Annotated in this window: 20 protein-coding genes; 8 read left to right on the top strand and 12 right to left on the bottom strand. The window is 67.5% G+C overall.

Going from position 1 to position 25,989, the window contains the following annotated elements:
- Positions 1 to 12: 12 nt before the first annotated feature.
- The 4 genes from U743_RS16690 to U743_RS16675 are packed head-to-tail and all read right to left on the bottom strand — an operon-like array spanning position 13 to position 4,274.
- On the bottom strand, positions 13 to 642 hold the full coding sequence (locus tag U743_RS16690; RefSeq protein WP_052368323.1) for a nucleotidyltransferase family protein: 630 nt from the start codon (positions 640 to 642) through the stop codon (positions 13 to 15).
- Entirely contained in the window at positions 629 to 1,585 is a 957-nt protein-coding gene (locus U743_RS16685; RefSeq protein WP_052368322.1) for an XdhC family protein, read from the bottom strand. The genes U743_RS16690 and U743_RS16685 overlap by 14 nt, the downstream gene beginning before the upstream one ends.
- Complete coding sequence (locus tag U743_RS16680; protein ID WP_043769976.1) at positions 1,585 to 3,807, bottom strand: xanthine dehydrogenase family protein molybdopterin-binding subunit; 2,223 nt, start codon at positions 3,805 to 3,807, stop codon at positions 1,585 to 1,587. Before U743_RS16680 ends, U743_RS16685 begins: the two co-directional genes overlap by 1 nt.
- 8 nt (positions 3,808 to 3,815) lie before the next feature.
- Positions 3,816 to 4,274 carry a (2Fe-2S)-binding protein gene (locus U743_RS16675; RefSeq protein WP_043769972.1) on the bottom strand — a complete coding sequence of 153 codons (459 nt, stop codon included), beginning with the start codon at positions 4,272 to 4,274 and terminating at the stop codon, positions 3,816 to 3,818.
- A gap of 163 nt (positions 4,275 to 4,437) precedes the next feature.
- Between U743_RS16675 and U743_RS16670 the strand changes: the two genes are divergently transcribed.
- From U743_RS16670 to U743_RS16655, 4 genes are all read left to right on the top strand, one after another.
- Positions 4,438 to 5,787, top strand: coding sequence for a DUF2868 domain-containing protein (locus tag U743_RS16670; protein WP_052368321.1), 1,350 nt, complete (start codon positions 4,438 to 4,440; stop codon positions 5,785 to 5,787).
- Positions 5,784 to 7,172 (top strand): DUF3482 domain-containing protein, encoded by a 1,389-nt coding sequence (locus tag U743_RS16665; protein WP_198022090.1) that lies wholly within the window; start codon positions 5,784 to 5,786, stop codon positions 7,170 to 7,172. Before U743_RS16670 ends, U743_RS16665 begins: the two co-directional genes overlap by 4 nt.
- An 87-nt stretch (positions 7,173 to 7,259) precedes the next feature.
- Complete coding sequence (locus U743_RS16660) at positions 7,260 to 8,171, top strand: glycosyltransferase family A protein (RefSeq protein ID WP_156966489.1); 912 nt, start codon at positions 7,260 to 7,262, stop codon at positions 8,169 to 8,171.
- On the top strand, positions 8,168 to 9,130 hold the full coding sequence (locus U743_RS16655) for a glycosyltransferase family A protein (protein WP_156966488.1): 963 nt from the start codon (positions 8,168 to 8,170) through the stop codon (positions 9,128 to 9,130). Before U743_RS16660 ends, U743_RS16655 begins: the two co-directional genes overlap by 4 nt.
- 87 nt (positions 9,131 to 9,217) lie before the next feature.
- Here U743_RS16655 and U743_RS16650 read toward each other — a convergent pair whose 3' ends face one another.
- From U743_RS16650 to lexA, 7 genes are all read right to left on the bottom strand, one after another.
- Positions 9,218 to 10,117 carry a glycosyltransferase family A protein gene (locus tag U743_RS16650; protein WP_043772593.1) on the bottom strand — a complete coding sequence of 300 codons (900 nt, stop codon included), beginning with the start codon at positions 10,115 to 10,117 and terminating at the stop codon, positions 9,218 to 9,220.
- Between the two features lie 365 nt (positions 10,118 to 10,482).
- Positions 10,483 to 11,286, bottom strand: coding sequence for a class I SAM-dependent methyltransferase (locus tag U743_RS16645; protein WP_052368318.1), 804 nt, complete (start codon positions 11,284 to 11,286; stop codon positions 10,483 to 10,485).
- Between the two features lie 36 nt (positions 11,287 to 11,322).
- Positions 11,323 to 12,162 carry a glycosyltransferase family 2 protein gene (locus U743_RS16640; protein WP_043769965.1) on the bottom strand — a complete coding sequence of 280 codons (840 nt, stop codon included), beginning with the start codon at positions 12,160 to 12,162 and terminating at the stop codon, positions 11,323 to 11,325.
- A gap of 67 nt (positions 12,163 to 12,229) precedes the next feature.
- The gene (locus U743_RS16635; protein WP_043769962.1) at positions 12,230 to 15,301 is read right to left on the bottom strand and encodes an error-prone DNA polymerase; all 3,072 of its coding nucleotides are present in this window, start codon (positions 15,299 to 15,301) and stop codon (positions 12,230 to 12,232) included.
- Positions 15,302 to 15,435: 134 nt separating this feature from the next.
- The gene (locus U743_RS16630; protein WP_156966487.1) at positions 15,436 to 16,860 is read right to left on the bottom strand and encodes a Y-family DNA polymerase; all 1,425 of its coding nucleotides are present in this window, start codon (positions 16,858 to 16,860) and stop codon (positions 15,436 to 15,438) included.
- 4 nt (positions 16,861 to 16,864) lie between these two features.
- Positions 16,865 to 17,482, bottom strand: a complete 618-nt coding sequence (gene imuA / locus U743_RS16625; protein ID WP_043769956.1) for a translesion DNA synthesis-associated protein ImuA — start codon at positions 17,480 to 17,482, stop codon at positions 16,865 to 16,867.
- Complete coding sequence (lexA, locus tag U743_RS16620) at positions 17,479 to 18,087, bottom strand: transcriptional repressor LexA (protein ID WP_043769953.1); 609 nt, start codon at positions 18,085 to 18,087, stop codon at positions 17,479 to 17,481. The genes imuA and lexA overlap by 4 nt, the downstream gene beginning before the upstream one ends.
- Positions 18,088 to 18,178: 91 nt before the next feature.
- On the opposite strand from lexA, the gene U743_RS16615 reads away from it, so the two are divergent.
- Positions 18,179 to 19,147, top strand: a complete 969-nt coding sequence (locus U743_RS16615; protein ID WP_043765129.1) for an IS1595 family transposase — start codon at positions 18,179 to 18,181, stop codon at positions 19,145 to 19,147.
- 608 nt (positions 19,148 to 19,755) lie between these two features.
- Complete coding sequence (locus U743_RS16610; RefSeq protein WP_052368317.1) at positions 19,756 to 21,483, top strand: alkyl sulfatase dimerization domain-containing protein; 1,728 nt, start codon at positions 19,756 to 19,758, stop codon at positions 21,481 to 21,483.
- A gap of 549 nt (positions 21,484 to 22,032) precedes the next feature.
- Here U743_RS16610 and U743_RS16605 read toward each other — a convergent pair.
- Positions 22,033 to 22,545 carry a DUF4112 domain-containing protein gene (locus U743_RS16605; RefSeq protein ID WP_084191838.1) on the bottom strand — a complete coding sequence of 171 codons (513 nt, stop codon included), beginning with the start codon at positions 22,543 to 22,545 and terminating at the stop codon, positions 22,033 to 22,035.
- 82 nt (positions 22,546 to 22,627) lie between these two features.
- On the opposite strand from U743_RS16605, the gene plsB reads away from it, so the two are divergent.
- Complete coding sequence (gene plsB, locus U743_RS16600) at positions 22,628 to 25,111, top strand: glycerol-3-phosphate 1-O-acyltransferase PlsB (RefSeq protein WP_052368316.1); 2,484 nt, start codon at positions 22,628 to 22,630, stop codon at positions 25,109 to 25,111.
- 66 nt (positions 25,112 to 25,177) lie between these two features.
- A complete protein-coding gene (locus U743_RS16595; RefSeq protein WP_052368315.1) occupies positions 25,178 to 25,948 on the top strand; it encodes an FKBP-type peptidyl-prolyl cis-trans isomerase in 771 nt (256 codons plus the stop codon).
- The last annotated feature ends 41 nt before the right edge of the window (positions 25,949 to 25,989 follow it).

Below are 25,989 nucleotides of genomic sequence, written 5' to 3'. Positions count from 1 at the left end.
CCGCCTCACCGCTCAGGAAGAATGGGCGCCATCATGACAGCCGCCTCGGGCCGCCAGCCGCCGATACTGCGCGCGCGTGTCGACGTCGACCAGCGTCGCGCTCCGGCCGGGGGTCTCGCGCACCGCGGGGCGATCGGCCAGCAGGCCGCGCCCGCCGCGGTCGCCGGCCAGGCGCTGCATGGCAGGGAAGAGCGCGCGGGCGATCAACACCGGATTGGCGCGGCGTCCGCCGGCGACGGGCACGACGGCCTCGTCGCCCGGCTGCAAGGCAGCGATGAGGCTGTCGATATCGCGTGCGCGCACTGCCGGCATGTCGCCCGGCAGGATCACGGCGCCGGAACAGCTTTCGGGCACGGCCGCGAGACCGCGACGCAGCGAGCTCGCCATACCGCTGCGGTGCCGACGGTTGTGCACCAGACGCAGGCGGCCGCGCTGACGGCTCCGCAGCACGCGATGCAGCGACGCGCACGCGTGCCCGGTGACAACGATGACCGGCGCACCGCGCGAGCGCAGCGCGGCGTCCACCGCCGACAGGATCAGCGGCCGCCCTCCGAAGCCGGCGAGCAGCTTGTTGCCGCCGCGAAAACGGCGTGAGCGGCCGGCGGCAAGCACCACCACCGCGCAGCGTTCACGCCCGCTCACGCTCGGCGACGACCTGCGCGATGATGGACAGCGCGATCTGCTGCGGGGTCGAACCGCCGATGGGCAGCCCGGCCGGCGTGTGCAGCCGCGCCAACCGCGCCTCCTCGATGCCGGCAGCGCGCAGGCGCTCCTGCCGCATGCCGGCCTTGCGCCGGCTGCCGAGGGCGCCGACGCAGAAGGCGGGCGAGCGCAGCGCGCGCTCGAGCACGGCGTGATCGATATCCGCGTCGTGGCTGAGCGTGTACACCGCGCACCAGGCGTCCAGCGCCAGCCCTGCCAGCGCCTCCTCGATCGGCCGGCGGTCGTAGTCGTGCAGCGCGATGCCGGCCGGCGGGTGCTCGGGGCCGCGCGGACGCAACAGCACCACCTCGAAGCCGAGGGCGTCGGCCAGCCGCGCCAGCGCCAGGCTGACCGGGTCGCCGCCCGCGACGATCAGGCGCGTCGGCGGCAGATACTGCTTGTCCAGCGCGCCGCGATAGCCGCCGGCATCCCATTCGATACGCGTGGTGTGCGCCTCGCGGGCGTCGCGCGCCGCGCGCAGGCGGGCTACATGCGCCGGCGCGTCGTCGAGGGCGCGCACGGCAATGCCGATGCGGCCGCCGCAGGCAAGCTGGATGTCCAGCATCGGGCTGCCGGCGCCGAAATCGAGATAGCGGGGCTGGCCATCGGCGAGCGTGCCCAGCGCCTGGCGCGCGACCTCGGGCTCGACGCAGCCGCCGGAGACGTAGCCGGCGCACTCGCCGGCCTCATCCACCGCCATCTCCGAGCCCAACGGGCGCGGTGAGCCGCCCTCGACATGCACCAGCGTGGCGAGGGCGAAGCGCCGGCCCTGCGCAAGCCAGCGCTCCAGCGTCGGCAGCAGGTCGTCGACCAGGCCGTAGTCGGGCCAGTCCGGCCAGGTCGCCGGGAGCTGCGCCTCGGCGAACTGCAGCGAATCCGGCATCAGGCCGCTTGCAGCTCGTGGCGCGCGAAGGGCAGCTGGCGCACGCGTGTGCCGGTCAATCGATAGATGGCATTGGCCACCGCCGGCGCCAGCGGCGGCACGCCGGGCTCGCCGACACCGGTGGGCGCCTCCTGCGAAGGCAGGATGTGCACGTCCACCTGCGGCATCTCGGGCATGCGCAGAACCTGGTAGCGATCGAAGTTGCCTTCCTGCGCCTTGCCGTCCTTGATGGTGATCTCGCCGTGGAGCGCCGCGGCCAGCGCGAAGCCGACGCCGCCCTCCATCTGCGCAGCGATCTGGTCGGGATTGACGGCGACGCCGCAGTCCACGGCGACCGTGACCCGGTGCACCTTGGGCATGCCATCGACCAGGCTGACTTCGGCGACCTGCGCGACGTAGCTGCTGAAGCTCTTGTGCACGGCGATGCCGCGCGCGCGGCCTTCCGGTGGCGTCTCGCCCCAGCCGCCCTTGTCGGCTGCCAGTCGCAGCACGCCCGCCATGCGCGGCGAGGCCTCCAGCATCCCGAGCCGGAAGGCGACCGGGTCCTTGCCGGCCGCCTCGGCGAGCTCGTCCATCAGCGTTTCCATGACATAGGCCGTGTGCGTGTGGCCCACCGAGCGCCACCACAGCGGCCGCACCGGCTGCTCGGGCGAGTGCAGCCCCACCGAGAACGCCGGAATGGCGTAGGGCGTCGGCGAGACCCCCTCCACCGAGGTGTCGTCGACACCGTTGTGGATCATGCCGCTCATGGCCTCGGTCGCGGCCATGATCGACTGCCCGACGATACGGTGCCGCCAGCCGACAACGCCGCCATCCGCGTCGAGGCCAATGCGGGCGCGGTGGACGTAGAGGGGCCGGTAGAGGCCGGCGCGGGTATCGTCCTCGCGCGTCCACTGCACGCGCACCGGATCCTCGCGGTCATGCTCCTCCTTGAGAGCGCGGACAATGTGCACGGCCTCGACCGTGAAGTCCGCCCAGCCGTTCGCGCGCCGGCCGAAGCTGCCACCGGAGATCAACGAGTGCAGCTCGACTTTCGAAGCGTCGAGCCCGGCTGCCTTGGCCGCCAGGGGGTGGTCGATCGACGGGAACTGGTGACCACCCCAGGTCTCGAGCCTGCCGTCGTGGAGCCAGGCCACGCAGTTCATCGGCTCCATCGAGGCATGGGCCAGATAGGGAAAACGGTAGCTCGCCTCGATGGCCTTGGTGGCGCCGACCAGGCCGGGCTCTGTGTCCTGCGATGCGACGACCTCGGTGCCGGCTCCGTCAGCAAGCTTCTCGTATTCCTCGTAGAGCGCCTCGCTCGACGCCGGGCCGGCCGCGGAGAGATCCCACTCGACCTCCAACGCCTTGCGCCCCTTGATCGCCGGCCACATGCCGGTGGCGACGACGGCGACGCCCTCGGGAATCTCCAGCACGGCCTCGACGCCTTTCACCTGCCTGGCCTTCTCGGCATCGAAACCCTTGAGCGTGGCGCCGAAGGCCGGCGGCCGCGCGATGACCGCGGTCAGCAGCCCCGGCAGCCTGACGTCGATGCCGTAGGTCGCGGTGCCGTCGGTCTTGCCCTTGGAGTCGAGGCGGTGAACGTCCTGCTTGCCGATATAGACGAAGCGCGACGGATCCTTGAGCGCCACGTCCTCCGGCACTTCCTGCTTCGCCGCCGCCTCGGCCAGCTCGCCGAAGGTGGCCGAGCGCTCGCCGGCGCTAAGCACGCCCTTGCTGACCGTGATCCCGTCCGCCGGCACGCCCCAGCGCTCGGCGGCGGCCGCGACCAGCATGGCGCGGGCGGTGGCACCGGCCTCGCGCATCTGCATCCAGGAGTTGGCGATGGCCGTGGAGCCACCCGTGCCCTGCATGCCGCCCATGACGAGATTACCGTAGCGCTCGGCGTCGGAGGGCGCGTACTCGGCATTGACACGTGTCAGATCGGCGTCGAGCTCCTCGGCGAGGATGGTGCTCAGGCCCGTGGTCACGCCCTGCCCCATCTCGTGATGCTTGACGATCAGGGTGACGCTGTCGTCGGGAGCGATGCGCACGAAGGCATTGGGCGCGAAGCGTTCGGCGGTGGCGGATTCGCCGGCTGCGCGCGCCCGGCCGCCGGCCGCGAGATGCAGGCCGAGCACGAGGCCGGCGGCGCCGGCACCCTGGAGAAAACCGCGGCGGTCGAGGCCCGCCGGCGTCGCGTCTTCGGTCGTGCGAACAAGCTCGGGATGCGGGAAGTGCATGGCGCGCCTCAGGCGGAAAGCTGCTCGGCCGCGCGGTGGATCGCGGCACGGATGCGTTGATAGGTGGCGCAGCGGCAGATATTGCCGGCCATGGCGCTATCGATGTCCTCGTCGCTGGGCTCGGGGTTGCTTGCCAGCAGCGCCGCGGCAGCCATGATCTGACCGGACTGGCAGTAACCGCACTGCACAACGTCGAGCGCGATCCAGGCTTCCTGCACCGCGGTCGCGGCGTCGGAGGCGAGGCCCTCGATGGTGGTGACCTCCTGGCTCTCCGCGACGCTGAAGGGCACCGAACAGGAACGCATCGGCTCGCCGCCGACGTGCACCGTGCAGGCGCCGCACTGGGCGATGCCGCAGCCGTACTTGGTACCGGTGAGATCGAGCTCGTCGCGCAGAACCCAGAGCAGCGGCGTATCCGCGTCGACCGCCACCTCGTGCGATTGACCGTTGATCTTGAGAGCAGGCATGCGCGCTCCTTGGCGGGGCGGGTAGGAAGCGGAAATCATCGCGTGTTGTGGGGTGCGCGTCGACCCCTACTTAAGCCTAACCGCTGCCGCGCGGAAGAAGATGACCGCCGCGTTACGCCCGACACCACGCGGCCGGCGCGATCCCCTTTTGTATAGTCGCCACATGTTCGCCCGGCGCCGCCGCATCCGCCCCTTCCACCGCCTGCTCATGGAGATGGTCCGATCGCGCGAGGAAGCGGCCGGGTCTCCGGCTGAGACACCGGAAGCCGACGCGGCCGCGCGCGCCGGCGGCGGCGACCTGCAGGCACGCATCGCGCTGCGCGCCCGCCGCCTGCCCGACAGCCCCGCGTTGCGCGAGGGCATTCGGCGCGGCCTGGGCATTCTGGCACTCGTGGGTCTGGCAGCGACGCTGCTGCTCGGCCTGGCCGGCGCTCTGGCCGCGGGCGCCGCGCTCGGCAACGCCGAGCCGGTAAGCCTGCCGCTGGCGCTGGCGCTGGTGGTCGGCCCGAATCTGCTGACCCTGCTGCTGTGGCTGCTACTGCTTCCGCTCGCGCGCCGAAGCGGCCTGGCACTGCTGTTGCGCGGTCTCGGCGCGCGCATCGCCGGCGACAACGCAACCGCGCCGACGGCCGCCAGCCTGCGCCTGCTGCTCTTCGGCGCCAGCGGTCGCTGGGTGACCGGCAGCCTGGCGCACGCCGCCTGGCTGGGCTATGCCCTAGCCGCGACCGTCGTGCTGCTGGTGCTGCTGAGCGTGCGGAGCTACGCGCTGAGCTGGGAGACAACGCTGCTGAGCGGCGAGGCGCTGCGCCAGTGGGCACAGGCCCTGTCGCTGGCGCCGGCGCTGCTGGGGGTTCCCGGCGCCGACTCGCTGCCGCTGCGCGCGCCCATGCCGACGGCCGCGCACGAAGCCTGGGCCGCGTGGCTGCTGGTTGCGGTGATCGCCTACGGCGTGGTGCCGCGCGCGCTGGCGCTCGCGGCTTGTCTGGCGCTGGCGCGCCACACGCTCCGGCGCAGCAGCGAGGACCTCGCCCAGCCCGGCTACGCGCGGCTGCGCGCCCGCCTGATGCCGGTCCACGGCGCCGCGCGTATCGTCGATGCCGCGCCGCAGGCCGACACGACTGCCGTCGCGCCCGAGCCCGCCGCCGCGGTTCCGGAAGGACCGCTGCACGCGCTGGCGCTGGAAACGGATTGCACCGCTGACGATCTCCCGGCGGAATGGATCTGGCTGGGCGGCGTCGATGACGGCGACAGCCGCGAACAGGCGCAGGCGCGGCTGCGCGCCGACACGGTTCGCGGTCTGGCGGTTGTGGTGCGCGCCGCGGCTACGCCCGATCGCGGCAACCGGCACGCCATCGAGTCCTTGCTGCAGGCGGCGGATGCCCCGGGATTGCTGCTGCTCGCCGGCCCGGCGAGCGCGCAGCGCGCGCGCGACTGGCAGACGCTCGCGGCCGGGCTCGGCATGGCCGTGCGCGAGGCCACCGGAATCGGATACACCGCGGCGGAGAAGGGATGATGATGCCGGGCCGCGTCGAGCCCCTGCATCTCGCCGTGGTGGGTCACACCAACACCGGCAAGACCTCGCTGCTGCGCACGCTGGCGCGCGACAGCCGCTTCGGCGCGGTATCGGACCGGCCGGCGACGACGCGCGCGGTCGAGGCCATCGATCTGCTCGCCGACGACCGGCCGGTGCTGCGCTGCTACGACACGCCCGGGCTGGAGGACGCCATCGACCTGAGCGCGCATCTCGCACCGACCGCCAGCGCGGCGGACGATCCGGTGGCGCGCATCGACGCCTTCGTGGCCGGCGACCACGACCACGGGCGCTTCGAGCAGGAGGCCAAGGTCCTGCGCCAGATGCGCAAGGTCGACGCCGCGCTCTACGTCATCGACGCGCGTGAGCCGGTGCTCGCCAAGCATCGCGCCGAGCTGCGCCTGCTCGCCGATTGCGGCAAGCCGATCCTGCCGGTGCTCAATTTCGTCGCGGCCGCCGACGCCGAGCCCGCCGCCTGGCGCGAGCAACTCGCGCGCAGCGGCCTGCATCTGGTCGTGGACTTCGACACGGTGGTCTTCGACCTGGCCGCGGAGACGCGCGTCTTCGAGACGCTGGCGACCCTCCTGGAACGGCACCGACCGCGCATCCGCGAGCTGATCGCGCAACGGCGGGAGGCGAGGCAGCAGCAGCGGCGCAATGCCTGCCGCGCCATCGGTCGGCTGCTGGTGGACGCCGCCGGCATGCGCCGCAGCTGCCCGCGCGATGCAGCGCCCGAGGCGCAGCGCGCGGAGATGCACGAGCAACTGCGCCGGGCCGAGCAGGCCTGCATCGACAACCTGCTGGAAAGCTTCGCCTTCGAGCTGGGGGCCTATCAGCCGCCGGCGCTGCCGCTGAGCGAGGGCCGCTGGCAACTCGACCTCTTCGATCCGGAAACGGCGCGCACGCTCGGTATCCGCGGTGGCTCGGCGGCCGCCGCCGGCGGCGCGGCCGGCTTCGGCGTGGACGCGATAACCGGCGGACTGAGCCTGGGGGCGGCCACCCTCATCGGCGCCGGAGTCGGCGCGCTGGCGGGAATCGGCGACGACCTCGGCCGCGACTGGATCGACCGGCTGCGCGGGCGCCAGCGCCTCGCCGTGGATGCCGCCACGCTGGGCGTGCTCGCCGCCCGGCAGGCATGGCTGCTCGCCGCGCTGCTGCGGCGCGGCCACGCCAGCCAGAGCGCCATCGCAGCGGACGCGACCCTGGGCTGGCCGAGCGAGGCGCTCCGGCGCGCCGTACTGCGCGCCCGGGCGCATCCGGAGTGGTCGCGCCTCAACGACGGGCTTGCCGACCCGGCCGGCACCGAGCGCGCTGCGGAACGCATCGCCGAGGTCCTCGAAGCCTCCCTGACAGCCCCGCATGCCTGAGCCTCGGGCGATGGCGCAGCCCGCTTTCACGGTAGAGTTTGCGCCGGATTCCAGCAGTCGGATAAACGGCAATCAGCCGCAACAGCGATGACAGAAACCCAGAAAGCGCGCAGTGATATTGAGGGCGGATGGCTCGCACGGCATGCCGGCGACACCCTGTTGCGCCTGGCCGCCGGGGGCTGGCTGCCGGCGCGCCTGTTCGCACCGCCGCCACCGCCGGCGTCCGAACGCACGGCGCGCAGCGGCGAACTGTCGCTGGAGATCGTCAGCCACTGCTGGAACTACAGCCGCTTTCTGGCCTATCAGCTCAGCTCGCTGGTGCGCTTCCCGCCCGCCAGGCTGCGCGTGACGGTGACCGTTTACTACGCGCCCGAGGACACGGCCACGCAGAAGCTGCTCGACTTCTTCGGTGGCCAGGTCGTGCCCGGCGTCAGCTGGAACTGGCAGCCGCTGGCCAAGGAACGTCTCTTCCGCCGCGGCATCGGCCGCAATCTGGCGGCACGCGCGACGACGGCCGACTGGATCTGGTTCACCGACTGCGACGTGATGTTCCGCGCCGGCTGCCTGGACACCCTGGCCGAGGTCCTGCAGGGGCGCCGCGATGCCCTGCTTCACCCGCGCGAAGAGCGTGCAACACCATTGCTCACCGAGGACGACGAGGTGCTGCAGCGCGGAAGGGCGGCGCCCGCCATCGTCGATATCGACGACAGCGACTTCACGGTACGCCGCATCACGCGCGCCACCGGCCCGATGCAGATCACCCACGGCGACGTCGCCCGCGCCTGCGGCTACTGCCCGACGCTGCGCCTCTACCAGACACCCGCCGACCATTTCTGCAAGGCCCGCGAGGACCGCGCCTTCCGCTGGCTGCTCGGCACCCAGGGCACAGCGATCGAGGTACCCGGTATCTATCGCATCCGACATATGGAGAAAGGCAGGTACCGGCAGGGCAGCTTCAGCAAGCTGCGTAAGAGGATTCGTCAGTTGCAGAGCCGTTGACAGCCCAGAGCGCGGCACAATTCGATAAAGCCATCCGGAAGACAAGGGTCAACGCCATGCATTTTTGCGTCTTCTCCTACAACCGTGGTCATTTCCTTCGAAACTGCATCGCGTCTATCGAGCGCTGCGTGAATGAACCCGCCATCACGGTCTTCGACGACGACAGCGATGACCCGGAAACGCGCGTGATTCTCGACGAAATTGCCCGCCGGCACGAAGTTCGCCAGGCAGCGGCAGACAGCAAAGCCACTCACAAATGCGGCGGCTTATACGGCAATATGCAGGCGGCGCTGGACAGCGCAGCAGCAGACAACTTGCTTTGCCTAGTCCAGGACGACACGCAGCTGGTGCGGCCACTCGACGACACCGATCTCGGAAATATTCACAGTTTCTTCGCTAATGACTCGAAGGCAGCGTTCCTGCAGAGCGCTTTCCTTTTAGCCATCAACCGGCAGAGGAACGAATCCATAACGACATTCAACGCCGATCGTTCTTGCTACTATCGCGCAAGGGGCAAGCAAAGTGTCGGCGTCCACTTCTCCGCTGTTTCGATCTGCCACACGCAGCGGCTTCACGATGCGCAATGGCGTTTTGCATCGCGGGAACGGGACAACGACGAACAAGCCGCCAAACTCTTTGGGAAGATGGGATTCATGCGAGATCCTTTCGTTGCGTGGCTACCTAATGTCCCCGCCTATCGCGGCAAGATCAAAACCATCGCGTTGAAGCACGCAGAGCGACGACGCAAGTGCGGCCTCTACCCCATTGAGATTCTTTCCGAGCAAGCCAACAACGCATTCCGTTCCCGCGACGCCGAACGAGCCTTGCCCATCGCAGAGGATTATCTGACCTTAAGCGCAGGACGGTCAGTCGAAAAGCCCTGGACGATTTATCCACTGCAAGGGTCAAGCCTATTAAAGCTCGCTAATCGGCTTGAACTAAAACTCAGGGGTCGATAAGCCAAGCCGCCTAAGCGCCGGAAATCGCTTCCGCGGAACATTGATGGAAAAAGGGCCAATTTTTTCCAGACGGCGAGCCATTTCAGCTCATTTCAGCCGCTCGTAAAGCTCGTATTCCGCGAACACGCGGCGAATCTTGGAATCGTTGCCGCCGCATTTGCGCCAATTCTCCGCTTCCAACGTCACGGACTGCGAGCCTCCGATCGTGAAAAACCGCTGCCCCCACTCGCGCCCATCGGCCAGGCGTGCGCATGGTGTCCCCTGTAACAGGCTCATGGCTTTTAGCCAAACATCATCTGCCTTGGGGCATAGAGACTGAAATTTCTCCTTCGCGAAGGCATCGGGATGCAGGGAGCCAGGAAAATAAAGTACACCACCAACGCCTGTCGGAAACACCAGCGGCGATGGCTCACCGCTGTGATCTTGCCATTTCCAATCAAGCTGCCAGTCGTTATATGGGAGTAGCGCACCTTTCTTATCGAGCGTCATCCTGTGCGCGCGGTGACAGTAAATGCGATCAGGATTACGTTTATAAGCCCTGTAAAGTTGATCGATCATGTCCGGAGGATAAAGGGTGTCGTCATCTACAGTAACGATGAGGCTATCGCGAAACTTTTCGAAAGCGTAGAAGTATTTCGTATAGGGCCCGACATCCTCAACGAAGAAGACTTGCAATCCGCGCCGCTGCTGCCGAATCAAGCTCTCTGGCAGCTCCCCGTTCGGAAACTGCTCCCGGGACAGCCAGAGTGCAATCACATCCGGCTGAACCCACTGCTGGAACAAGCTTTCTATGGTGAGATATACATTACCGATGCGCCGATCGAAAGACGTCAGGGAAACAACAATGGTGTGTGCCTGGTCATTGCCTATGCCGGGTACGTTGCTCACCAGCGCTTGCTGCTGCAATAGCTGCGCGCGCAGCATTGCTTCAATGGTGCGATTGTTCTTGGCATCATGCTTCTGAAGGCGTTCCTTGAATAGATCCATTTGCCGGCGTGCTCCGTGTTCCATCCGTCTGTAGCGAAACGTGTGGTTAGCGCTTCGCTTGTAGTATCTGCTGCGGGAAGCTTCTACAAGGGCGTACGCAACCACGACGAAGTACTTGCCCATGACCTTCTAGCTTTGCTAATTCATGATTCTGCACGACAGAGAATCGAGCGCACGCGCGATGTGGTCGAACGGAAGCTGAGTGACCGAAGGCATGGAAGTGGGTTGGTGCCGGCACCGGCGACACCGTTGAGGCTTGCTCGTTGCTCGCCCATAGGTGCCATCTGCTAAACAGCCAGGGCTGGCGCGACAAGCCGAACAACTTTGAACTCTGGCTTGCGCCATAGTCTGTGGCGCAAACCAACTCAGCGGCGGAGAGTGAGGACCGCGGCACCGCCATCGAGCGCATGCCATTCCAGATCCATTCCGTAGTCAGCGGACCAGGCAGCAACCATAGCGCGCTCATCGTCGCGATCGGCGTCGTCGACCACGATAACGGCATCAGCCGACAATCGGCCTTTGAATACCGGCAATGCCGGATAGCGGCAACTACGCGCCGACGATCCGATCGGACCGTCAACCAGCAGTAGATCGATACAGTCCACGTCCTCGAGTTGCTCGCAGTCATACCACGGGTAGCGAGCGCCCTCGATCTCCTGCTCGCGTATGGGCGCGCAGACCACGGTCACGAGGTCGTCCAGCCCGCGGGCTCGCAAGCGTTCGCGCGTCTGCTCGGCGTACTGTGCATCATGGTCGATGCTGGTGATGCGGCCGTGCCCGTGCCGGCGCAGCAGCTCGGCTAGGAAGACTGTAGACAAGCCGCTGCCGAGTTCGACGATGTGCGCAGGGCGCCTAGCCAGCGTCAGCTCGCCGAGCAGCGCTAGCAGATCGGAAGATGCCGCCCAGCCGCCCGCGCGCGGCAAAGGAAAGGCGCCGTGGTCGATGATCCGGCGCGCATCGAGTGCTGCCTCATTCTGGGAGCGCAAGGTGCGGTACTGCTCTCGCGTGACGCGATCGCGCGCGTAGAGATAGGCGGCCACGCCGATCACGCCGAGGGTGTAAGCGGCCGCCGGCCCCACCAGCCAGATGACCGGCACGCTGCCGAGAAACAGCGCTGCACCACCGGTACGAAAACGGCGGAGGCGCTTGGCAGAGGAATCGTTGCTCATGTGAGGGGGTCCTGTTCGTTTTCTAAGTGGCGGGCATCACGTCGCAACCCGGTAGCCACCGTCGAGCAACTGTTGAATGCCCCGATCGGTCTTGATCCGCCCGCTGCTCGCTACTTCGATACGCCACTGCTTGTTGGCACGCACCGTGGCTTCGTCTCGGTAGCCACGGCTGTGGTCAAGGTGCACGCAAATGGCGTTATAGCGCACATGGCGCGGCTTGATGGAGGCATTGCGCAAGCGCACACCGAACTCGCGATCCAGCCCACCCCAGGCCATGCCTTCGTCGAAACCGTTGACCTTCAGCACGTCAGCCTTCCAGGCCGAGCCGTTGGAGCCCTTGAAGTTGCAGCGCGCCGTGGTCAGCCGGTTGAGCAGACCGGCGCGCTTGGGCGGCGCGGCGAGCTTCAGGTTCTTGCGGTTGCGCGGCAGGCCGTGGGTGCGCAGCCAATCGATGTCGAAGCAGCGGCCATTGAGGATGTCGTCCTTGGTAATGGCTTCACTCGTGCTCATGGGCAGCTTGCAGTAGCTGCCCGAGAGGAAATAACCGGGCTCGGCATTGCGCACGTGCTCGGCCAGAAAATCGGCGCGCGGAATACAGTCGCCGTCGGTGAAGACGAGATAGCCGCTGTCTGCGGCGAGCACGGCCTTGTTGAGAATTCGGCACTTGCGGAAGCCGTCGTCGCGCTGCCAGACGTGCTTGATGGACAACCCGGTTTCAGCGGCCATGCGCTGGATCAGCTGGGCGGTCTCCTCCGTGGAGCCGTCATCGCCAATGACGATCTCGAAATCGCGGTGCTGCTGAGCGCTGTAGCCCCAGAGCACCTTCTCGAGCCACAGGGGCGAGTTGTAGGTCGTTATCACGACCGATAGCTTCATGATCTATTTCTCGGGACTTGCGTCGGAGGATTCTCGCCGATCGAAGGCCGTATGTCGTGCCTTTCGGTCAATGGAAATCGCGCGAGGCCACAGCGAGCGCGCCCAGCCAGTCGCTGCGGTCCTCGAAGTGGTGGGCGACCACGTGGGTGACGCCCTCAGCGCGCTGCAACATGCCGCGCACGATGACGAAGTTGCCCATGGCCTCGGCCTGGAAGCGGCGGAAGGTGTCGCCCCAGACGATGAGGTTGTAGCTGTGGGCTTCGTCCTCCAGCGTCATGAAGACAGTGCCCTTGGCCGTGCCGGGCCGCTGGCGGTTCACGATCAGCCCGGCCACGCGCAGCGCCGCGCCGTCGTCGAGCTGGGCGAAACGCTCCGGAGGACAAACGCCGAGACGGCTCAGACGCGGCCGCAGCAAGGCTACCGGATGCCGGCGCAACGTCAGGCCGAGGCTATTGTAATCTGCGAGGATCTCTTCACCTTCCTGCGGCTCGGACAACCGCAGCGACGGCTCGGCGGCAGCAAAGCCGGCGAGAAGACCGGGCAACCGCTGCGCGCCGGCCGCCTGCCAATGCGCGCGATGCCGGTCCCCGGCCAGCGCCGCCAGCGCGTCGGCGCGCGCCAGCGCCTCACGGTCGCGCGCCTCCAGGGCAGCGCGCTGCACGAGGTCGGCGACATCGCTGAAGGGCTGCGCGTCGCGGGCGGCGGCAATGCGCTGCATGGCGCCTTCCGACAGCCCCTTGACCATGCCCAGCCCCAGCCGCAACGCCGGCCCGGCCGCGCCTGCCTCCAGCGAGGAGGCAGGCAGGCTGAGCGTGACATCCGCCGGCCGCACCTCGACGCCGCTGCGACGCGCCTCGGTCACGAGCTGGGCCGGGCCGTAGAAGCCCATCGGCTGGCTGTTGAGCAGCGCACAGAAGAAGGCCGCCGGCTCGTGGCATTTCAGCCAGGCCGAGGCGTAAGCCAGCAGCGCGAAGCTGGCCGCGTGTGACTCGGGGAAGCCGTAGTCCCCGAAACCGAGAATCTGCTGATAGATGGCCTCGGCGAAGCTCTCCTCGTAGCCCTTGGCGCGCATGCCGGCCATGAGGCGCTCGCGGAAATGCTGCAGCCCGCCACGCCGCTTCCAGGCCGCCATCGAGCGGCGCACCTGATCAGCTTCGCCCGCCGTGAAGCCGGCCGCGACGATAGCGATCTGCATGACCTGCTCCTGGAAGAGCGGGACACCCAGCGTGCGTCCGAGCACCTCTTCCAGCTCCTTGCTGGGATACGCGACCTTCTCTTCGCCCTTCCGGCGCTTGAGATAGGGATGCACCATACCGCCCTGGATCGGTCCGGGCCGCACGATGGAGATCTGGATGACCAGGTCGTAGTAGTTCGCCGGCCGCAATCGCGGCAGCATGCTCATCTGCGCGCGCGACTCGATCTGGAAGACGCCGACCGTCTCGGCGCACTGGATCATGGCGTAGGTCGCCGGATCCTCGGGCGGGATATCGGCCAGCGCGAAGGCCCGACCGTGGCGCGCGCCAACCAGGTCCAGCGCGCGGCGGATGGCGCTGAGCATGCCCAGCGCCAGCACATCCACCTTGAGCAGGCCCAGCGCCTCCAGGTCGTCCTTGTCCCATTCGATGATCGTGCGGTCGACCATGGCCGCGTTCTCCACCGGGACCAGCTGATGCAGCGGCTGATCGGCGATGACGAAGCCGCCGACGTGCTGCGACAGATGTCGCGGCAGGCCGATCAGCTGCTCGGCGACACCCAGCCAGCGCTGCAGCGCAGCGTCGTCGGGGTCCACGCCCAGCGCGCGCAGCCGGTCGGCCAGGGACTGGCTGCGGTCGTGCCAGCGCATGGCGCGGCTGGCGCGCTCGATCAGCTCCGGGGCGATGCCCAGGGCGAAACCGGCATCGCGCAGCGCGCTCTTCGGCTGGTAGTGGATGACGGTGGCCGCCAGCGCCGCCCGTTCCCGGCCATACTTGGCGTAGACGTACTGGATGACCTCCTCGCGTCGCTGGTGCTCGAAGTCGACGTCGATGTCCGGCGGCTCGTCGCGCTCCTTGGACACGAAACGCTCGAAGAGCATGCTCGCGCGGCGCGGGTCGACCGCGGTGATGCCCAGCGCGTAGCAGATCACCGAATTCGCCGCCGAGCCGCGCCCCTGGCAGAGGATCCCGCGCCGCTCGGCGAAGCGCACCAGATCCTCGACGGTGAGAAAGAAATGCTCGTAGCCGAGCTCGATGACGATCGCCAGCTCGCGCTCGGCCGTGGCGCGGACATCATCGGGCGCGCCTTCCGGCCAGCGCCGGCGCAGCCCGGCCTCGGTGAGCGCGCGCAGATGCGCGGCGGCAGTAAGGCCTTCCGGCACCAGCTCTTCCGGGTAGCTGTAGCGCAGATCACCGAGCCGGAAGTCGCAGCGCGCGGCGATGGCCGTGCTCTCGGCCATTTCCTCGAAGGTGTAGAGCTGCGCCAGCGCCTCGCGTGGCCGCAGATGTGCCTCGCCGTTGACGGCCAGCGCAGCGCCGCACTCGGCCAGCGGCCTGCGCAGGCGCAGCGCCTTCATGACGTCGGCAATGGCGCGGCGACTGCGGCGGTGCATGAGCGCGCCACCGGCGGCCGTGATGCGCAGGCCGTGCGCGCGTGCCAAGCGCTCGGCTGTGGCACGCCGGGGCGCGTCCCCGGCGTCGCGCCACTGATGCACGGCGATCCACAGCCGCTGCCCGAAATGCGCCTGCAGCCAACGCGCATCTTCCTCGTCGGCCTCGACCCCGCGCGGCAGCCACAGCGTCAGCAGATGGCCGGCGTGCTCAGCCAGATCCGCACGGCTCAGCCGATAACTGCCCTTGGTGCTGGCGCGGCGCCCGCGCGTAATCAGCCGGCAGAGATCGCTGTAAGCAGCCTGATCCGGCACCAGCAGCACCACGCACAGGCCGTCTTCGAGAACGATCTCGGAACCCACGATCAAGCGCAGATCGCACTGCTTCGCAGCCTCCCAGGCGCGCACGACGCCGGCCAGCGAGCATTCGTCGGTCAGCGCCAGCGCCGTGTAGCCCAGTGCCTGCGCCCGCTCGACCAGCTCAGGCGGCGTCGAGGCACCGCGCTGAAAGGAGAAGGCGCTCAGGCAGTGCAGCTCGACGTAGGTGGGAGCCATCTCAGCGCACCCGGCCAAAAACGGAGCCACAGATTTCACGGCCCGGCACGAATTTTCTGCTTAGGGTTCGCGCTGACTGCTTCAACGCCATCCGGAGGCAAAATCCACGCCATCTGCACGATCCACGGCGTGCATCACGCCCATAACCCCTGCAGATACCAGCCGCGGTCGGCACGGTCCCGGAAGATCCACAGGCAGCTGCCGTCCGGGCCACGGGCGGCGTAGTAGTCGCGTGCCGCGTCGGCGCCGTCCCACCAGCCGCTTTCGATGCGCTCTGGCGCACCCTCGATGGCCGGCAGCTGCTGCAGCGGCCGCGGCGGGTCGAAGAGCCACATGGGCCGCTCGCCATCGGACATTGGTGCGCCGGCTTCATCGTTGGCACCCGCCGGCAGCCGCTTCCAGGCGCGCTCGGGGCGATGGTCGGCGGCCACGCCCAGGCGCCATACGGCCTCGACGCCGAGACGGGCGATGAGCCGTTCTACCGTTTCGCGCCAGGCGTCGGCACTGGCACGGCTGCTGTCGAAAAGATCGAGCTGCGGGGCTTCCGGCACCGCGAAGTCGTCGCAATGCAGCGTGACACCATTGACCGCTGCCACCAACCGAAGCGCGGCCATGCGCTCGCGCGCCATCAACAGCCAGTAGCCAGCGTCGCAGGCCGGCGCGCTGAGTGCGATGCTCAGCTCGGTGTCGGGGTGGTCGTCGTGATGCAGCCGGACGGACACCGAGCGTGCGCCGGTATCACGCGCACGCAGATCCAGCGCCAGCGCACGGAACAGCCGCTGCAGCGCGAAGCCGAGGCCCTCTACGCGGTGCACATCGCCGTCGAAACGCAGATGGCGGACAAAGCGCGGGCTCAGACGGTGCGCGCGCTTCGGATCCGGCGCGCGACCAGTAAGCCGCTCGATCCAGGTCGTGGTCTGCGCCCCGAAGCGGCGTGCCAGCTGATCCAGCGGCAGCGCCAGCAGTGCCCCGGCATTGCTGATGCCCGAGGCGCGCAGGCCGTCGCGCACCTTCGGCGGCAATGGCAGAGCGTGCAGCGGCACGTCACGCAACCAGTCGGACAACTCCTCCCGACGCCGCAATACCCGGCCATCTTCGCAGCGCGCGACCAGCGCGGCAGCCTCCGGCGTCGTCGCCACACCCAGCGCACAGTCCAGCGCTTGGCCTTCCAGCCGCCCGCGCGCTTCATCCAGAAGCGCCTCGACGCCGCCGAAGAAACGCAGGCTATTACCAATCTCCACGCACACCCAGGCACGGCCCGCCGGCAGCTCGGGGGTGGGCGTCTCCTGATGCAGATACACCGGATCGCCCAGACCATGCGCCAGAGCGGCCAGGTCCTCCATGGCCTGCGTCTCGGCACGCGGCTCGGGCTCGATCAACCGCAATTCGGGCCGGGCGGCGAGCACGGAAGCAGCTTCGGCACCGGGAAACACCGCCTCGCGGCTCGCCACGACCCAGCGCCGGCTGCCCTTGCGCGCGCAGACTGCCAAGCCTTCCGGATTCTCAAGCGCCAGCGCGTCGAGAGCGAGCCGTCGGGGGCTAAGACTGAGCCAGAGCACGGATTCAGGCCGCGCAGCGCCACTGCGCGCCGATGGCGCCACCGCGGCATTTGTGGATGGTGACCGAGAAATCCGCCGCGCTTCCCTGCAGCTCCAGCCGCAGCGCCGCCGGCGAGGCCTCGGCAAGCGCACGCCGGTCGCGATAAAGCAGGCCGCAGGCATCGCCCGCCTCAGCAGCCAGTTGCAGACGGCGCAGATCCTGCGGCGCCATCCGTCCCGGCCAGGCGAGCACGGCGCTGAAGCCACCCGAGCGCAGCATCTGCTCGGCGGCCCACTGCGCAGCGCCATAATCCTCGGGGCTGATGACCAGCAGGCGCGACAGCGCGATTCCCGCCTGCGCCAGCGCCGGGGCGTAGGGCAGCAGCGGCGGACAGACCAGTGCAGCGCGCCCACCGGCCTGCGTCAGGCGCGCCAGCCAGGGGGTGACCAGCTTCAGCTCGCCGCATCCAGGCCCGGACAACAGGATTTCGCTGAGCGCGCCCACCGGCCAGCCGCCGCCGGGCAGCAGAGCGTCCAGCCCCGCGTGTCCGGTGGCCTGGGCGCGCACGCGCGCCTTGTCGCCACCGCGCCAGAGCTGACCGCGCGCCTGCAGCGCGCGCAGGGATTCCGGTGCCGCGCTCATGCGGCGTCCAGCTGCCGCAGCACGCCCACAGCCAGGCCCTCGATCGCCAGCGGCTGTTGCGCAAGATCGATAACGATGGGCGCGAAATCGGGATTCTCGGCAATGAGCTGTACATGCTGACCATCGCGGCGGAAGCGCTTGACGGTAACCTCGTCCTCGATGCGCGCGACCACGATCTGACCGTTGCGCGCCTCATTGCTGCGGCGCACGGCCAGCAGATCGCCATCGAGAATGCCGACGTCGCGCATGGATTCGCCAGCCACGCGCAGCAGATAATCCGGCGCCGGCGAGAAGAGGTCGGGCCCGACCGCGACGTGCCGCTCGATGTGCTCCACGGCCAGCAGCGGCGCGCCGGCGGCGACACGGCCGATCAGCGGCAGGCCGGTCACCGACGGTTCGACAGCCGGCAAGCGGATGCCGCGCGAAGCCCCCGGCACCAGCTCGATGGCGCCCTTGCGCGCCAGTGCGCGCAGATGGCTCTCCGCGGCATTCGGCGAGGCGAAGCCGAAAGCCTGCTGGATGTCGGCGCGCGTCGGCGGCGCGCCCTCCTCGGCCAGACGGCGGCGAATGTAATCCAGGATTTCGGACTGACGCTTGGTGAGCATGACGGAGGATGCTGTATGTATGAATGGGGTATCCGCTTAGCTCCACAATTTCGAGCACTGTACATAACCCCAGTAGTGGTACTGTACACAAATGCCCGAAGCAAGCAAGGACTATCCCGGCAACTGGCGCGAATTCCATGCGTGGTTCGCGACAGAGCAGGCCTGTATCGAGTACCTGGAGAAGGTCCGCTGGCCAGAGGGCTTCGTCTGCCCGAGCTGTCAGGAGCATGCCGAGCCCTATCGCGTCAGCCGGTCTCGGCTCGTGTGCAGGGCTTGCCGCTATCAATGCACCGTCACGGCCGGCACGATCTTCGAGAAAACGCGCACGCCACTACAGGTCTGGTTGGCAGCTGCGTGGTACATCACGAATCAGAAGCAAGGCGTCAGCGCCTTGGGGCTGCAGCGCGTGCTGGGTCTAGGCAGTTATCAGACCGCATGGACGATGCTGCATCGATTCCGACGCGCCATGGTGCGTAGTGGCCGTGACAAGCTTCAGGGAACGGTCGAGGTCGATGAGACCTACGTGGCAATCACGGACCGAACGGTAGGTCGTTCAATTAAAGGCAAAAAGAGCCGGACCGGCCATGCATTCGTTGCCGTAGCGGTGGAGATCATCGAGCCGAAAGGCTTTGGTCGCATTCGGCTACAAAGGCTGGAGAGAGACTCTGCCGAGCACGTTGAGCCGTTCATCAAAGGCGCCGTAGCGCCTGGCTCGATCGTCAAGACCGACGGGTCTGCCGCCTACCGGTCACTTGCCAGTCTTGGTTATGACCATCGTCGGTCTGTGATGCTCGGCGCTGATGTGCCAGCGCACGTCTCGCTCGCCGGCGTTCACCGCGTGGCGGCACTGCTCCAGCGCTGGTTGATGGGAACTCATCATGGCGCTGTGCAACCTCGCCACCTTGACGCCTACCTCGACGAATTCGCCTTTCGGTTCAATCGCCGAAAGTCAGGTTCACGAGGAATGCTCTTCTATCGCTTGATGCAGCAAGCGCTGGAAACCGCTCCATTGACCTATGAAAGCGTCGTTTCGACTCAGTCGAAAACAGCTCAAGCGTAGGTGGAGCTAAGTGGATACCCCTTATGTATGAACAGTATTCGACGCCGATGCGCGGCTGCTGTCAAGCATGTCCAGCCGGGCGAGACCTTACGCCTTGGTGCGCCCCAGATACGGGAACGCCTGGAAGCGCAGATTGGCGCAGTTGGCTTCAGCGAAGTCGCGAAGCGACGAGTCAGAACGACCTGTGCCCTTTGAGGGGTAATTCGCGCTGCGACTTGCCGGTGGCAAGTCGCAGCGCGAATTACGGCTGGGCCAAAGGAAGGCCCAGCCCGGGTCACTTGGAGCAGGGGCCGAGGAGGAGGGGCCCCGCGCGAGCGGGAACCCGACCGGCACATCTGCGACGAGGTCCGGATGACCGAGCCTAGTGACGGCGGCGATCTTGGCGCGACGCATGGGATGCGGTTGCCCACCATCCATGGCTCTACCTCTTCGCTATAACCACGCCCCAGCACGAACCCTCCTGTCCGGGCGCTCCCAGCGCCGTCGCAATGGGCACGCCCGAAAGCGCAGAGGTAACAAGGCGCGGAACCGGGGCACCGGCACTTCCTACGAACTCGCCGTATGCTGATCAGAAAAGGACCATAAGAAACCCTGGGGGGAGACCACACATGCGCCAATTCACGACCGTCCTGATAGCTGCCCTGCTGGCGGCCGCCTGCGGCGGCGAACCGCCCGAACCACCGCCGACGCCCACACCGGAGGCGCTGACGGAGCACGGCGAGGAATTCCGCGAGGACGTGGTCGAGGTCACCGAGGGCGTGTATGTGGCCATCGGCTTCGGCATCGCCAACTCCATCCTCATCGAGGGCGAGGACGCGGCCATCGTCGTCGACGTCATGGAATCCCTGGAAGCCGCCGAGCGCATCGCCGAGCGCTTCCGCGCCATCACCGACAAGCCGGTCAAGGCCCTGGTCTACACGCACTCGCACCCGGACCACATCCATGGCGGCGCGGCCTTCGTCGACCCGGACGATCGGGATCTGGAGATCTTCGCGCACGACTCGCTGATCGCCGCCGCCGACAAGATCTCCGGCGTACTGCAGCCGATCATCACGCACCGCTCGATGCGCATGTACGGCAACCCGCTACCCGACGAGCAGCGCACCAATGTTGGTCTCGGTGCCTTCGTCGCCGTCGGCGAGGACAGCACGCTGCAGGTGCTGCGCCCGACGCAGACCTTCGACCACCGCCTGGAGGTCGAGGTCGCCGGCGTCAAGCTGGTGATGGAGCATGCCCCGGGCGAGACAGAGGACCAGATCTTCGTCTGGCTGCCCGACAAGCGCGTGCTGCTGCCCGCCGACAACTTCTACAAGGCCTTCCCGAATCTCTACACCATCCGCGGCACGAGCTACCGCGACCCCAAGCAGTGGGCGGACAGCCTCGACCGCATGCGCGCGCTGGGCGCCGAGCATCTGGTGCCCAGCCACGGTCGCCCCATCTCCGGCGCCGAGGAAGTCGACCAGCGGCTCACCGAATACCGCGACGGCATCCGCTACGTCTACGACCAGACCATCCGCCTGATGAACGCCGGCGCCACGCCCGACGAGATCGCCGAACGCCTCACGCTACCGCCGCATCTGGCCGAATCCCCCTATCTACAGACTTTCTACGGCAAACCAAGCTGGTCGGCGCGCGCCGTCTTCCAGGGCGAGCTCGGCTGGTACGACGGCAACCCCTCGCAGCTGCAACCTACCGCCCCCGGCGAACGCGCGCAGCGCATGGCGGCGCTCGCCGGCGGCGAAGGAGCGCTGCTGGAGGCGCTGGAACAAGCCGCCGCGGACAGCGAGCACCAGTGGTTGCTGGAGCTGAGCGACCATTTTCTGCGCCTGCGACCCGACCACGAGCGGGCCCGGAAGCTGCGCATCGACGCGCTGCGCGCGCTGGCGGCCAGCGAGCACAACCCCGGCGCTCGCCACTACTACCTGACCACGGCCGCCGAGCTGGAAGGCACGGTAACCGTGCCCGAACGCGTACTGACGCCGCGCGACGAGATGCTGCGCGCCATGCCGCTGTCGATCTTCTTCGACGGCATGGCCGTGGCACTGGACGGCCCGGCGGCCTGGGAGGTCGAGCAGTCGGTAGCTTTCGAGTTCCCCGATCTCGACACGGCGCGCACCTTGACGGTACGCCGCGGTGTCTCCGAACTGGCCGAGGGCGTGAGCGCCGACGCCGACATCCACGTACGCGTGGACAGCCTCGTCTTCAAGCGCATGCTTGCCGGCCTGCGCAACCCGGCGCTGGCCATCGCCACGGATTTCGACTACGTCGAGGGCGGCCGCCTCGGCTTCGCCGGCTTCATGCGGCTGTTCAACCCCGAGATCGAGTTGGAAGAGTAGCTGAGCACGCGACGAACTCGAACCGAAGATTGCATAGAGGGTTCTGACCGAGACTCGGCGATGTCGCGAAGCGACGAGCCGTTTAGAACGTGCCCTTTGAGGGGTGATGCGCGACCGACTTGCCAGTGGCGAGTCGCAGCGCGCATCACGCCGGGGTCAAGGATGGCTCCGGCCGGGTCACTTGGCGAGGTCCGGATGACCGAGCCTAGTGACTGCGGCGATCTTTGCGCTTCGAAGCACAGGAGCTATCCGGCACAAGCGTTACTGCCCGAACCGCCGCTGTCACTAAGCTCGGCTCCTGCCTCGCTAAGTGACCCAGCCCGGACCTCCATGTCCGGGCGCTCGTCCGCTGCGAATGCCCACCGGGCATTCGGTCGGACTCGCCCATGGCTTTGGTTACTTTGGCCGGAACCAAAGTAACCCGCGCCTCCCGCACCCGTCCTACGGTAGCGAACCCGTTTCGAGCGCGGAACCCGCAAGCAGAACGGGGCCAATGATGTTTCCTGTCATGGCTTATATCGCCTTAAGAGGCCGTTTTGTCGCCCCACCTCAGGCACCAAAAAGCGCCCCCACCAACGCGCTACCAACGACCCACGCCAACCACAACGCAGCGAGCAGCCCCGCCACCAGCGCACCGAGCACAAGCCAGCGCTGCCACCCCGGACGCGGCGGCTGCCCCTCCAACTCGTCCAGATAGCCCTCCAGCAGCGCACAGTTGCGACTATTGGCGCGCAGCGCGAAGTCCACGATGTCGCCGCCCACGGGCAGCAAGCCGACGAAAAGATCAAGCACGGCATAGCCCGCCATGCGCGCAAGCAGCCCCGGCGGCGCGCGCAGCCGCCAAGCCTGGCCGATGATCAGCAACGTCAGTAAGAAGCCGGCGACGTCGCCCACAACGGGCACCAGCGAGATGATCGGCTGCAAACCGATGCGGTAACCGACTACGGGCAGGCGGATGCTGGAATCGAGCACCCAGGCCGTGCGACGGGCGAAGCGTCGCGCCGCCGCGATACGTTCGGCGTCGATCGCCGGTATTTCTCCTGTACTGCCCGCCTGCTGCATGATGCGCGCCTGTAGGAAGGTTGCGGCAGCATAACGTCGCCACGCGTTCGCGGCCTTCGCCAACCGAGGGAGAGGGGGAGCCATGCTGCAATCCGCGCTTTTCTGGCTGTGCTGGCTTATGAGCCGGCCGCTGATGGCCTGGCTGCGTCATCGCAGCACGCCGGACGGCCTGCCCGGAGCGCTGAAGCTCTCTGGTGAACAACCGGTCTGCTACGTGCTGCCGCAGCGCAGCTGGCTGGACCTCTTCGCACTGCAACGCATCTGCCGCGCCCAGGGCCTACCCGTACCGCAACGCATCGGCCATAGCCTGCCTGAACCGGGGCGCGCCACCTTTATCTACCTGCCGGCGCTGCTGGCCCCGAACCGCGACGTCGACAGCATGGAGCGCCTCTTCGCGGAAGCCGAGCAGCGCGACAACTACGACGTGCAGCTGGTACCGGTGTCACTGTTCTGGGGAAGGCAGCCGGAGAAGGAAACCTCGCTGTTCCGAATCCTTTTCGCCGACAGCTTCGGCGCGGGCCGCCTGCACAAGCTCTTCATCGCCATCTTCAACGGCCGCAACCTGCTGGCGCATTTCTCGGAGCCGGTATCGCTGCGCGGCTTCATGAGTGGCACGACACAGCCACGCCGCGCACTGCGCAAGCTCGCGCGCGTCTTCAACATTCATTTCCTGCGCGTGCGCACGGCCACCCTCGGACCCAGCCTGGTGCGGCGACCCGTGCTCATCGATGGCCTGCTTCGCCTGCCGGCCGTGCGTCACGCCATCGAGGAGGAAATCGCCTCTTCACAGAAGAGCGCGGCCAAGGTCCGCAAGCGCGCCCGCCGCATCGCGGAGGAGATCGCGGCGAATTATTCCACCACCACGCTCTCCTTCCTCGACCGCCTGCTGACACCGGTCTTCCATCGAATCTTCAAGGGCATCGAGGTACAGGGGCTGGAGCGGGTTCGCCAGCTGGCGCAGACGCACGAGATCGTCTTCACGGCCTCGCATCGCAGCCATCTCGACTACCTGCTGATCTCCTACGTGCTCTATCACGCCGGCGTGGCACCGCCGCACATCGCTGCCGGGGTGAATCTCAATTTCTGGCCGGTCGGCGGACTGCTGCGCCGCGGCGGCGCCTTCTACATCCGGCGCAGCTTCAAGGGCGACCCCCTCTACACGGCGCTGTTTCGCGCCTATGTCGACATGCTCATCGCGCGCGGCTACTCGATCAGCTTCTACCCGGAAGGCGGGCGTTCGCGAACCGGCCGCCTGCTGCAACCGAAGACCGGGCTGATGGCGATGATCACCGAGTCAGCGCTGCGCCAGCGCGCGCGCAAAGTAGCGGTGATTCCCATCTACCTCGGCTACGACCGCGTCCCGGAAGCGAACAGCTATGCCAGCGAGCTTCGCGGCACAGCCAAGCAGAAGGAATCCGCCCAGGGCCTGCTCAAGGCCACCAAGGTGCTCACCAAATCCTTCGGCAAGCCCTACATCAGCTTCGGCGAGGCCGTGCGTCTGCAGGAGTTCGCCGATCGCAAGCTGGAGGGGTGGCGCGAAGGCTTCGGCAGCGCGATGCAGCCGCGCCGCCCCGAAGGCTTCAATGCGCTGGTAGCCGATCTGGCGACGGAGGTCATGAGCCGCATCAACAGCGCGGTGGTCGCCTATCCGGTAGCGCTGACGGCGGTCGCTCTGCTGGCCGCGCCGCAGAAGGCAGCCGCCGAAAACGAGCTCAGCGAGCAGATCGAGCTGCTCATCCGCCTGCTACGGGCGCAGCCCTACAGTGCCGACATGAACATCCCGGTCAGCGATGCCGGTGAAGTACTGGCCTGGGCGACGCCCATCGCGCGGCTGTCGCGTATCCCGCACCCCTGGGGCGACATCCTCCTCGCCGAGGGCAAGCAGGCCACGCTGCTGACCTACTACCGCAACAACATCGAGCATCTTTTCGCGTTGTCCTCGCTGATCGCCGCGATGTTCCGCAGCCGTGTGCGCATCCCCGAAGCCCAGCTGCTTGATGCAACCGAGGGGCTCTACCCCTTCCTGCGCACCGAGTTCTTCCTTCGCTGGCCCGACGCGCAGGGGCGGCAGGCGCTGGCCGATACGCTGGCCACCATGGAGTCGCTGGGCCTGCTGCAGCGCGAGGGTACGGATCTGTTGCGGCCGGAGGTCACCAGCTCCGCCTCGGCCATTCTCTCGATGCTGTCGCGCATTACTGGCGAGACGCTGGAGCGCTACTGCATGACGGCGGTGATGCTGTCAGCCGAGGCCGGCGAGGCGCCCATCGCGCGCAAGCAGTTCGAGGAAGACTGCCGTAGCCTGGCTGAGCGCATTGCCGTACTCACCGGTCGCATGGCGCCCGAGTTCTTCGACCGCACCCTGTTTCGCGGGTATGTCGATACCCTGATTCGGCTCGGGCTCATCGCCCGGCAGGTCGACGATCACATCCTCGTGGGCGAGCGGATCCACCCGCTGGCGCGCTCGGCGCTGGAGCTGCTCAGCCCCGATATCCAGCAAACCATCCTGCAACTGGTGGCGCGGCGGGGGCACGACGCTATCTCCGCAACGAGCGGCCAATCGGTGTAGGCTGTGGAGTAAAGGGGCAATTGACCCCAATGCCATTGAATTCACAATCAATCAGGGAATTATCATATGCGGAAGATTCAGTTGACCGCCGTGGCCTCGGCAGCAGTTCTGCTCATCGCCTGTCAGGGCCAGCAGGAAGGTGGCAATGAAAGCAGCAAGGCTCCGGCCGCGCTGGACAGCGACGCCGCCCGATTCAGCTATGCGGTAGGCGTCGACCTCGGCAATTCGCTGCAGGCCGTGGACGAAAGCGAGGTCGATCTCGACGCGCTGGACCGCGGCATCCGCGAGGCCTACGCAGGCGAGGATCTCGCCATCGACGAGGCAGAACGCGCGGAGATCAAGAATCAGGTCGCCCAGCGCCTCCAGAAGAAGCAGGCCGAGCAGCAGGCACAGCAGGGTTCCGAGGCCGCCGAGAAGGGCGCCGCGTATCAGGAAGAGAATGCCCAGCGCGATGGCGTCGAGGTCACCGAATCCGGCCTGCAGTTCGAGCAGCTTGAGAAGGGCGAAGGCGCTTCCCCCTCCGAAAGCGATACGGTCACCGTTCACTACAAGGGCGAGCTGATCGACGGCACCGAATTCGACAGCTCCTACGAGCGCGGCGAGCCGGCGACCTTCCCGCTGGGCAACGTCATCCCCGGCTGGACCGAGGCCCTGCAGAAGATGCAGGAAGGCGGCAAGGCACGGCTCGTGATTCCGCCCGAACTGGCTTACGGCGAGCAGGGCGCGGGCAACCGCATCGGCCCGAACGAAACCCTTGTCTTCGAGGTCGAGCTCATTGAAGTCGCCGACGAAGGTGACAACGGAGACGGCGAGGACAGCGAGAACGGCGGCGACTGAGCCCCTTCGCCGCACCGACACTGAAAAAGCCCCGGCATCGT

The organism is Algiphilus aromaticivorans DG1253, assembly GCF_000733765.1.
GTDB lineage: Bacteria > Pseudomonadota > Gammaproteobacteria > Nevskiales > Nevskiaceae > Algiphilus > Algiphilus aromaticivorans.
The sequence above is the reverse complement of the archived record's forward strand: the minus strand, read 5'-3'. Positions and strand labels throughout refer to the sequence as shown.

Coding starts and splice junctions, on each gene's coding strand:
- U743_RS16680 (WP_043769976.1), bottom strand. CDS start 3,807: ATGCACTTCCCGCATCCCGAGCTTGTTCGCACGACCGAAGACGCGACG.
- U743_RS16660 (WP_156966489.1), top strand. CDS start 7,260: ATGACAGAAACCCAGAAAGCGCGCAGTGATATTGAGGGCGGATGGCTC.
- lexA (WP_043769953.1), bottom strand. CDS start 18,087: ATGCTCACCAAGCGTCAGTCCGAAATCCTGGATTACATTCGCCGCCGT.
- U743_RS16670 (WP_052368321.1), top strand. CDS start 4,438: ATGTTCGCCCGGCGCCGCCGCATCCGCCCCTTCCACCGCCTGCTCATG.
- plsB (WP_052368316.1), top strand. CDS start 22,628: ATGCTGCAATCCGCGCTTTTCTGGCTGTGCTGGCTTATGAGCCGGCCG.
- U743_RS16665 (WP_198022090.1), top strand. CDS start 5,784: ATGATGATGCCGGGCCGCGTCGAGCCCCTGCATCTCGCCGTGGTGGGT.
- U743_RS16650 (WP_043772593.1), bottom strand. CDS start 10,117: ATGGATCTATTCAAGGAACGCCTTCAGAAGCATGATGCCAAGAACAAT.
- imuA (WP_043769956.1), bottom strand. CDS start 17,482: ATGAGCGCGGCACCGGAATCCCTGCGCGCGCTGCAGGCGCGCGGTCAG.
- U743_RS16675 (WP_043769972.1), bottom strand. CDS start 4,274: ATGCCTGCTCTCAAGATCAACGGTCAATCGCACGAGGTGGCGGTCGAC.
- U743_RS16610 (WP_052368317.1), top strand. CDS start 19,756: ATGCGCCAATTCACGACCGTCCTGATAGCTGCCCTGCTGGCGGCCGCC.
- U743_RS16635 (WP_043769962.1), bottom strand. CDS start 15,301: ATGGCTCCCACCTACGTCGAGCTGCACTGCCTGAGCGCCTTCTCCTTT.
- U743_RS16615 (WP_043765129.1), top strand. CDS start 18,179: ATGCCCGAAGCAAGCAAGGACTATCCCGGCAACTGGCGCGAATTCCAT.
- U743_RS16645 (WP_052368318.1), bottom strand. CDS start 11,286: ATGAGCAACGATTCCTCTGCCAAGCGCCTCCGCCGTTTTCGTACCGGT.
- U743_RS16605 (WP_084191838.1), bottom strand. CDS start 22,545: ATGCAGCAGGCGGGCAGTACAGGAGAAATACCGGCGATCGACGCCGAA.
- U743_RS16640 (WP_043769965.1), bottom strand. CDS start 12,162: ATGAAGCTATCGGTCGTGATAACGACCTACAACTCGCCCCTGTGGCTC.
- U743_RS16685 (WP_052368322.1), bottom strand. CDS start 1,585: ATGCCGGATTCGCTGCAGTTCGCCGAGGCGCAGCTCCCGGCGACCTGG.
- U743_RS16595 (WP_052368315.1), top strand. CDS start 25,178: ATGCGGAAGATTCAGTTGACCGCCGTGGCCTCGGCAGCAGTTCTGCTC.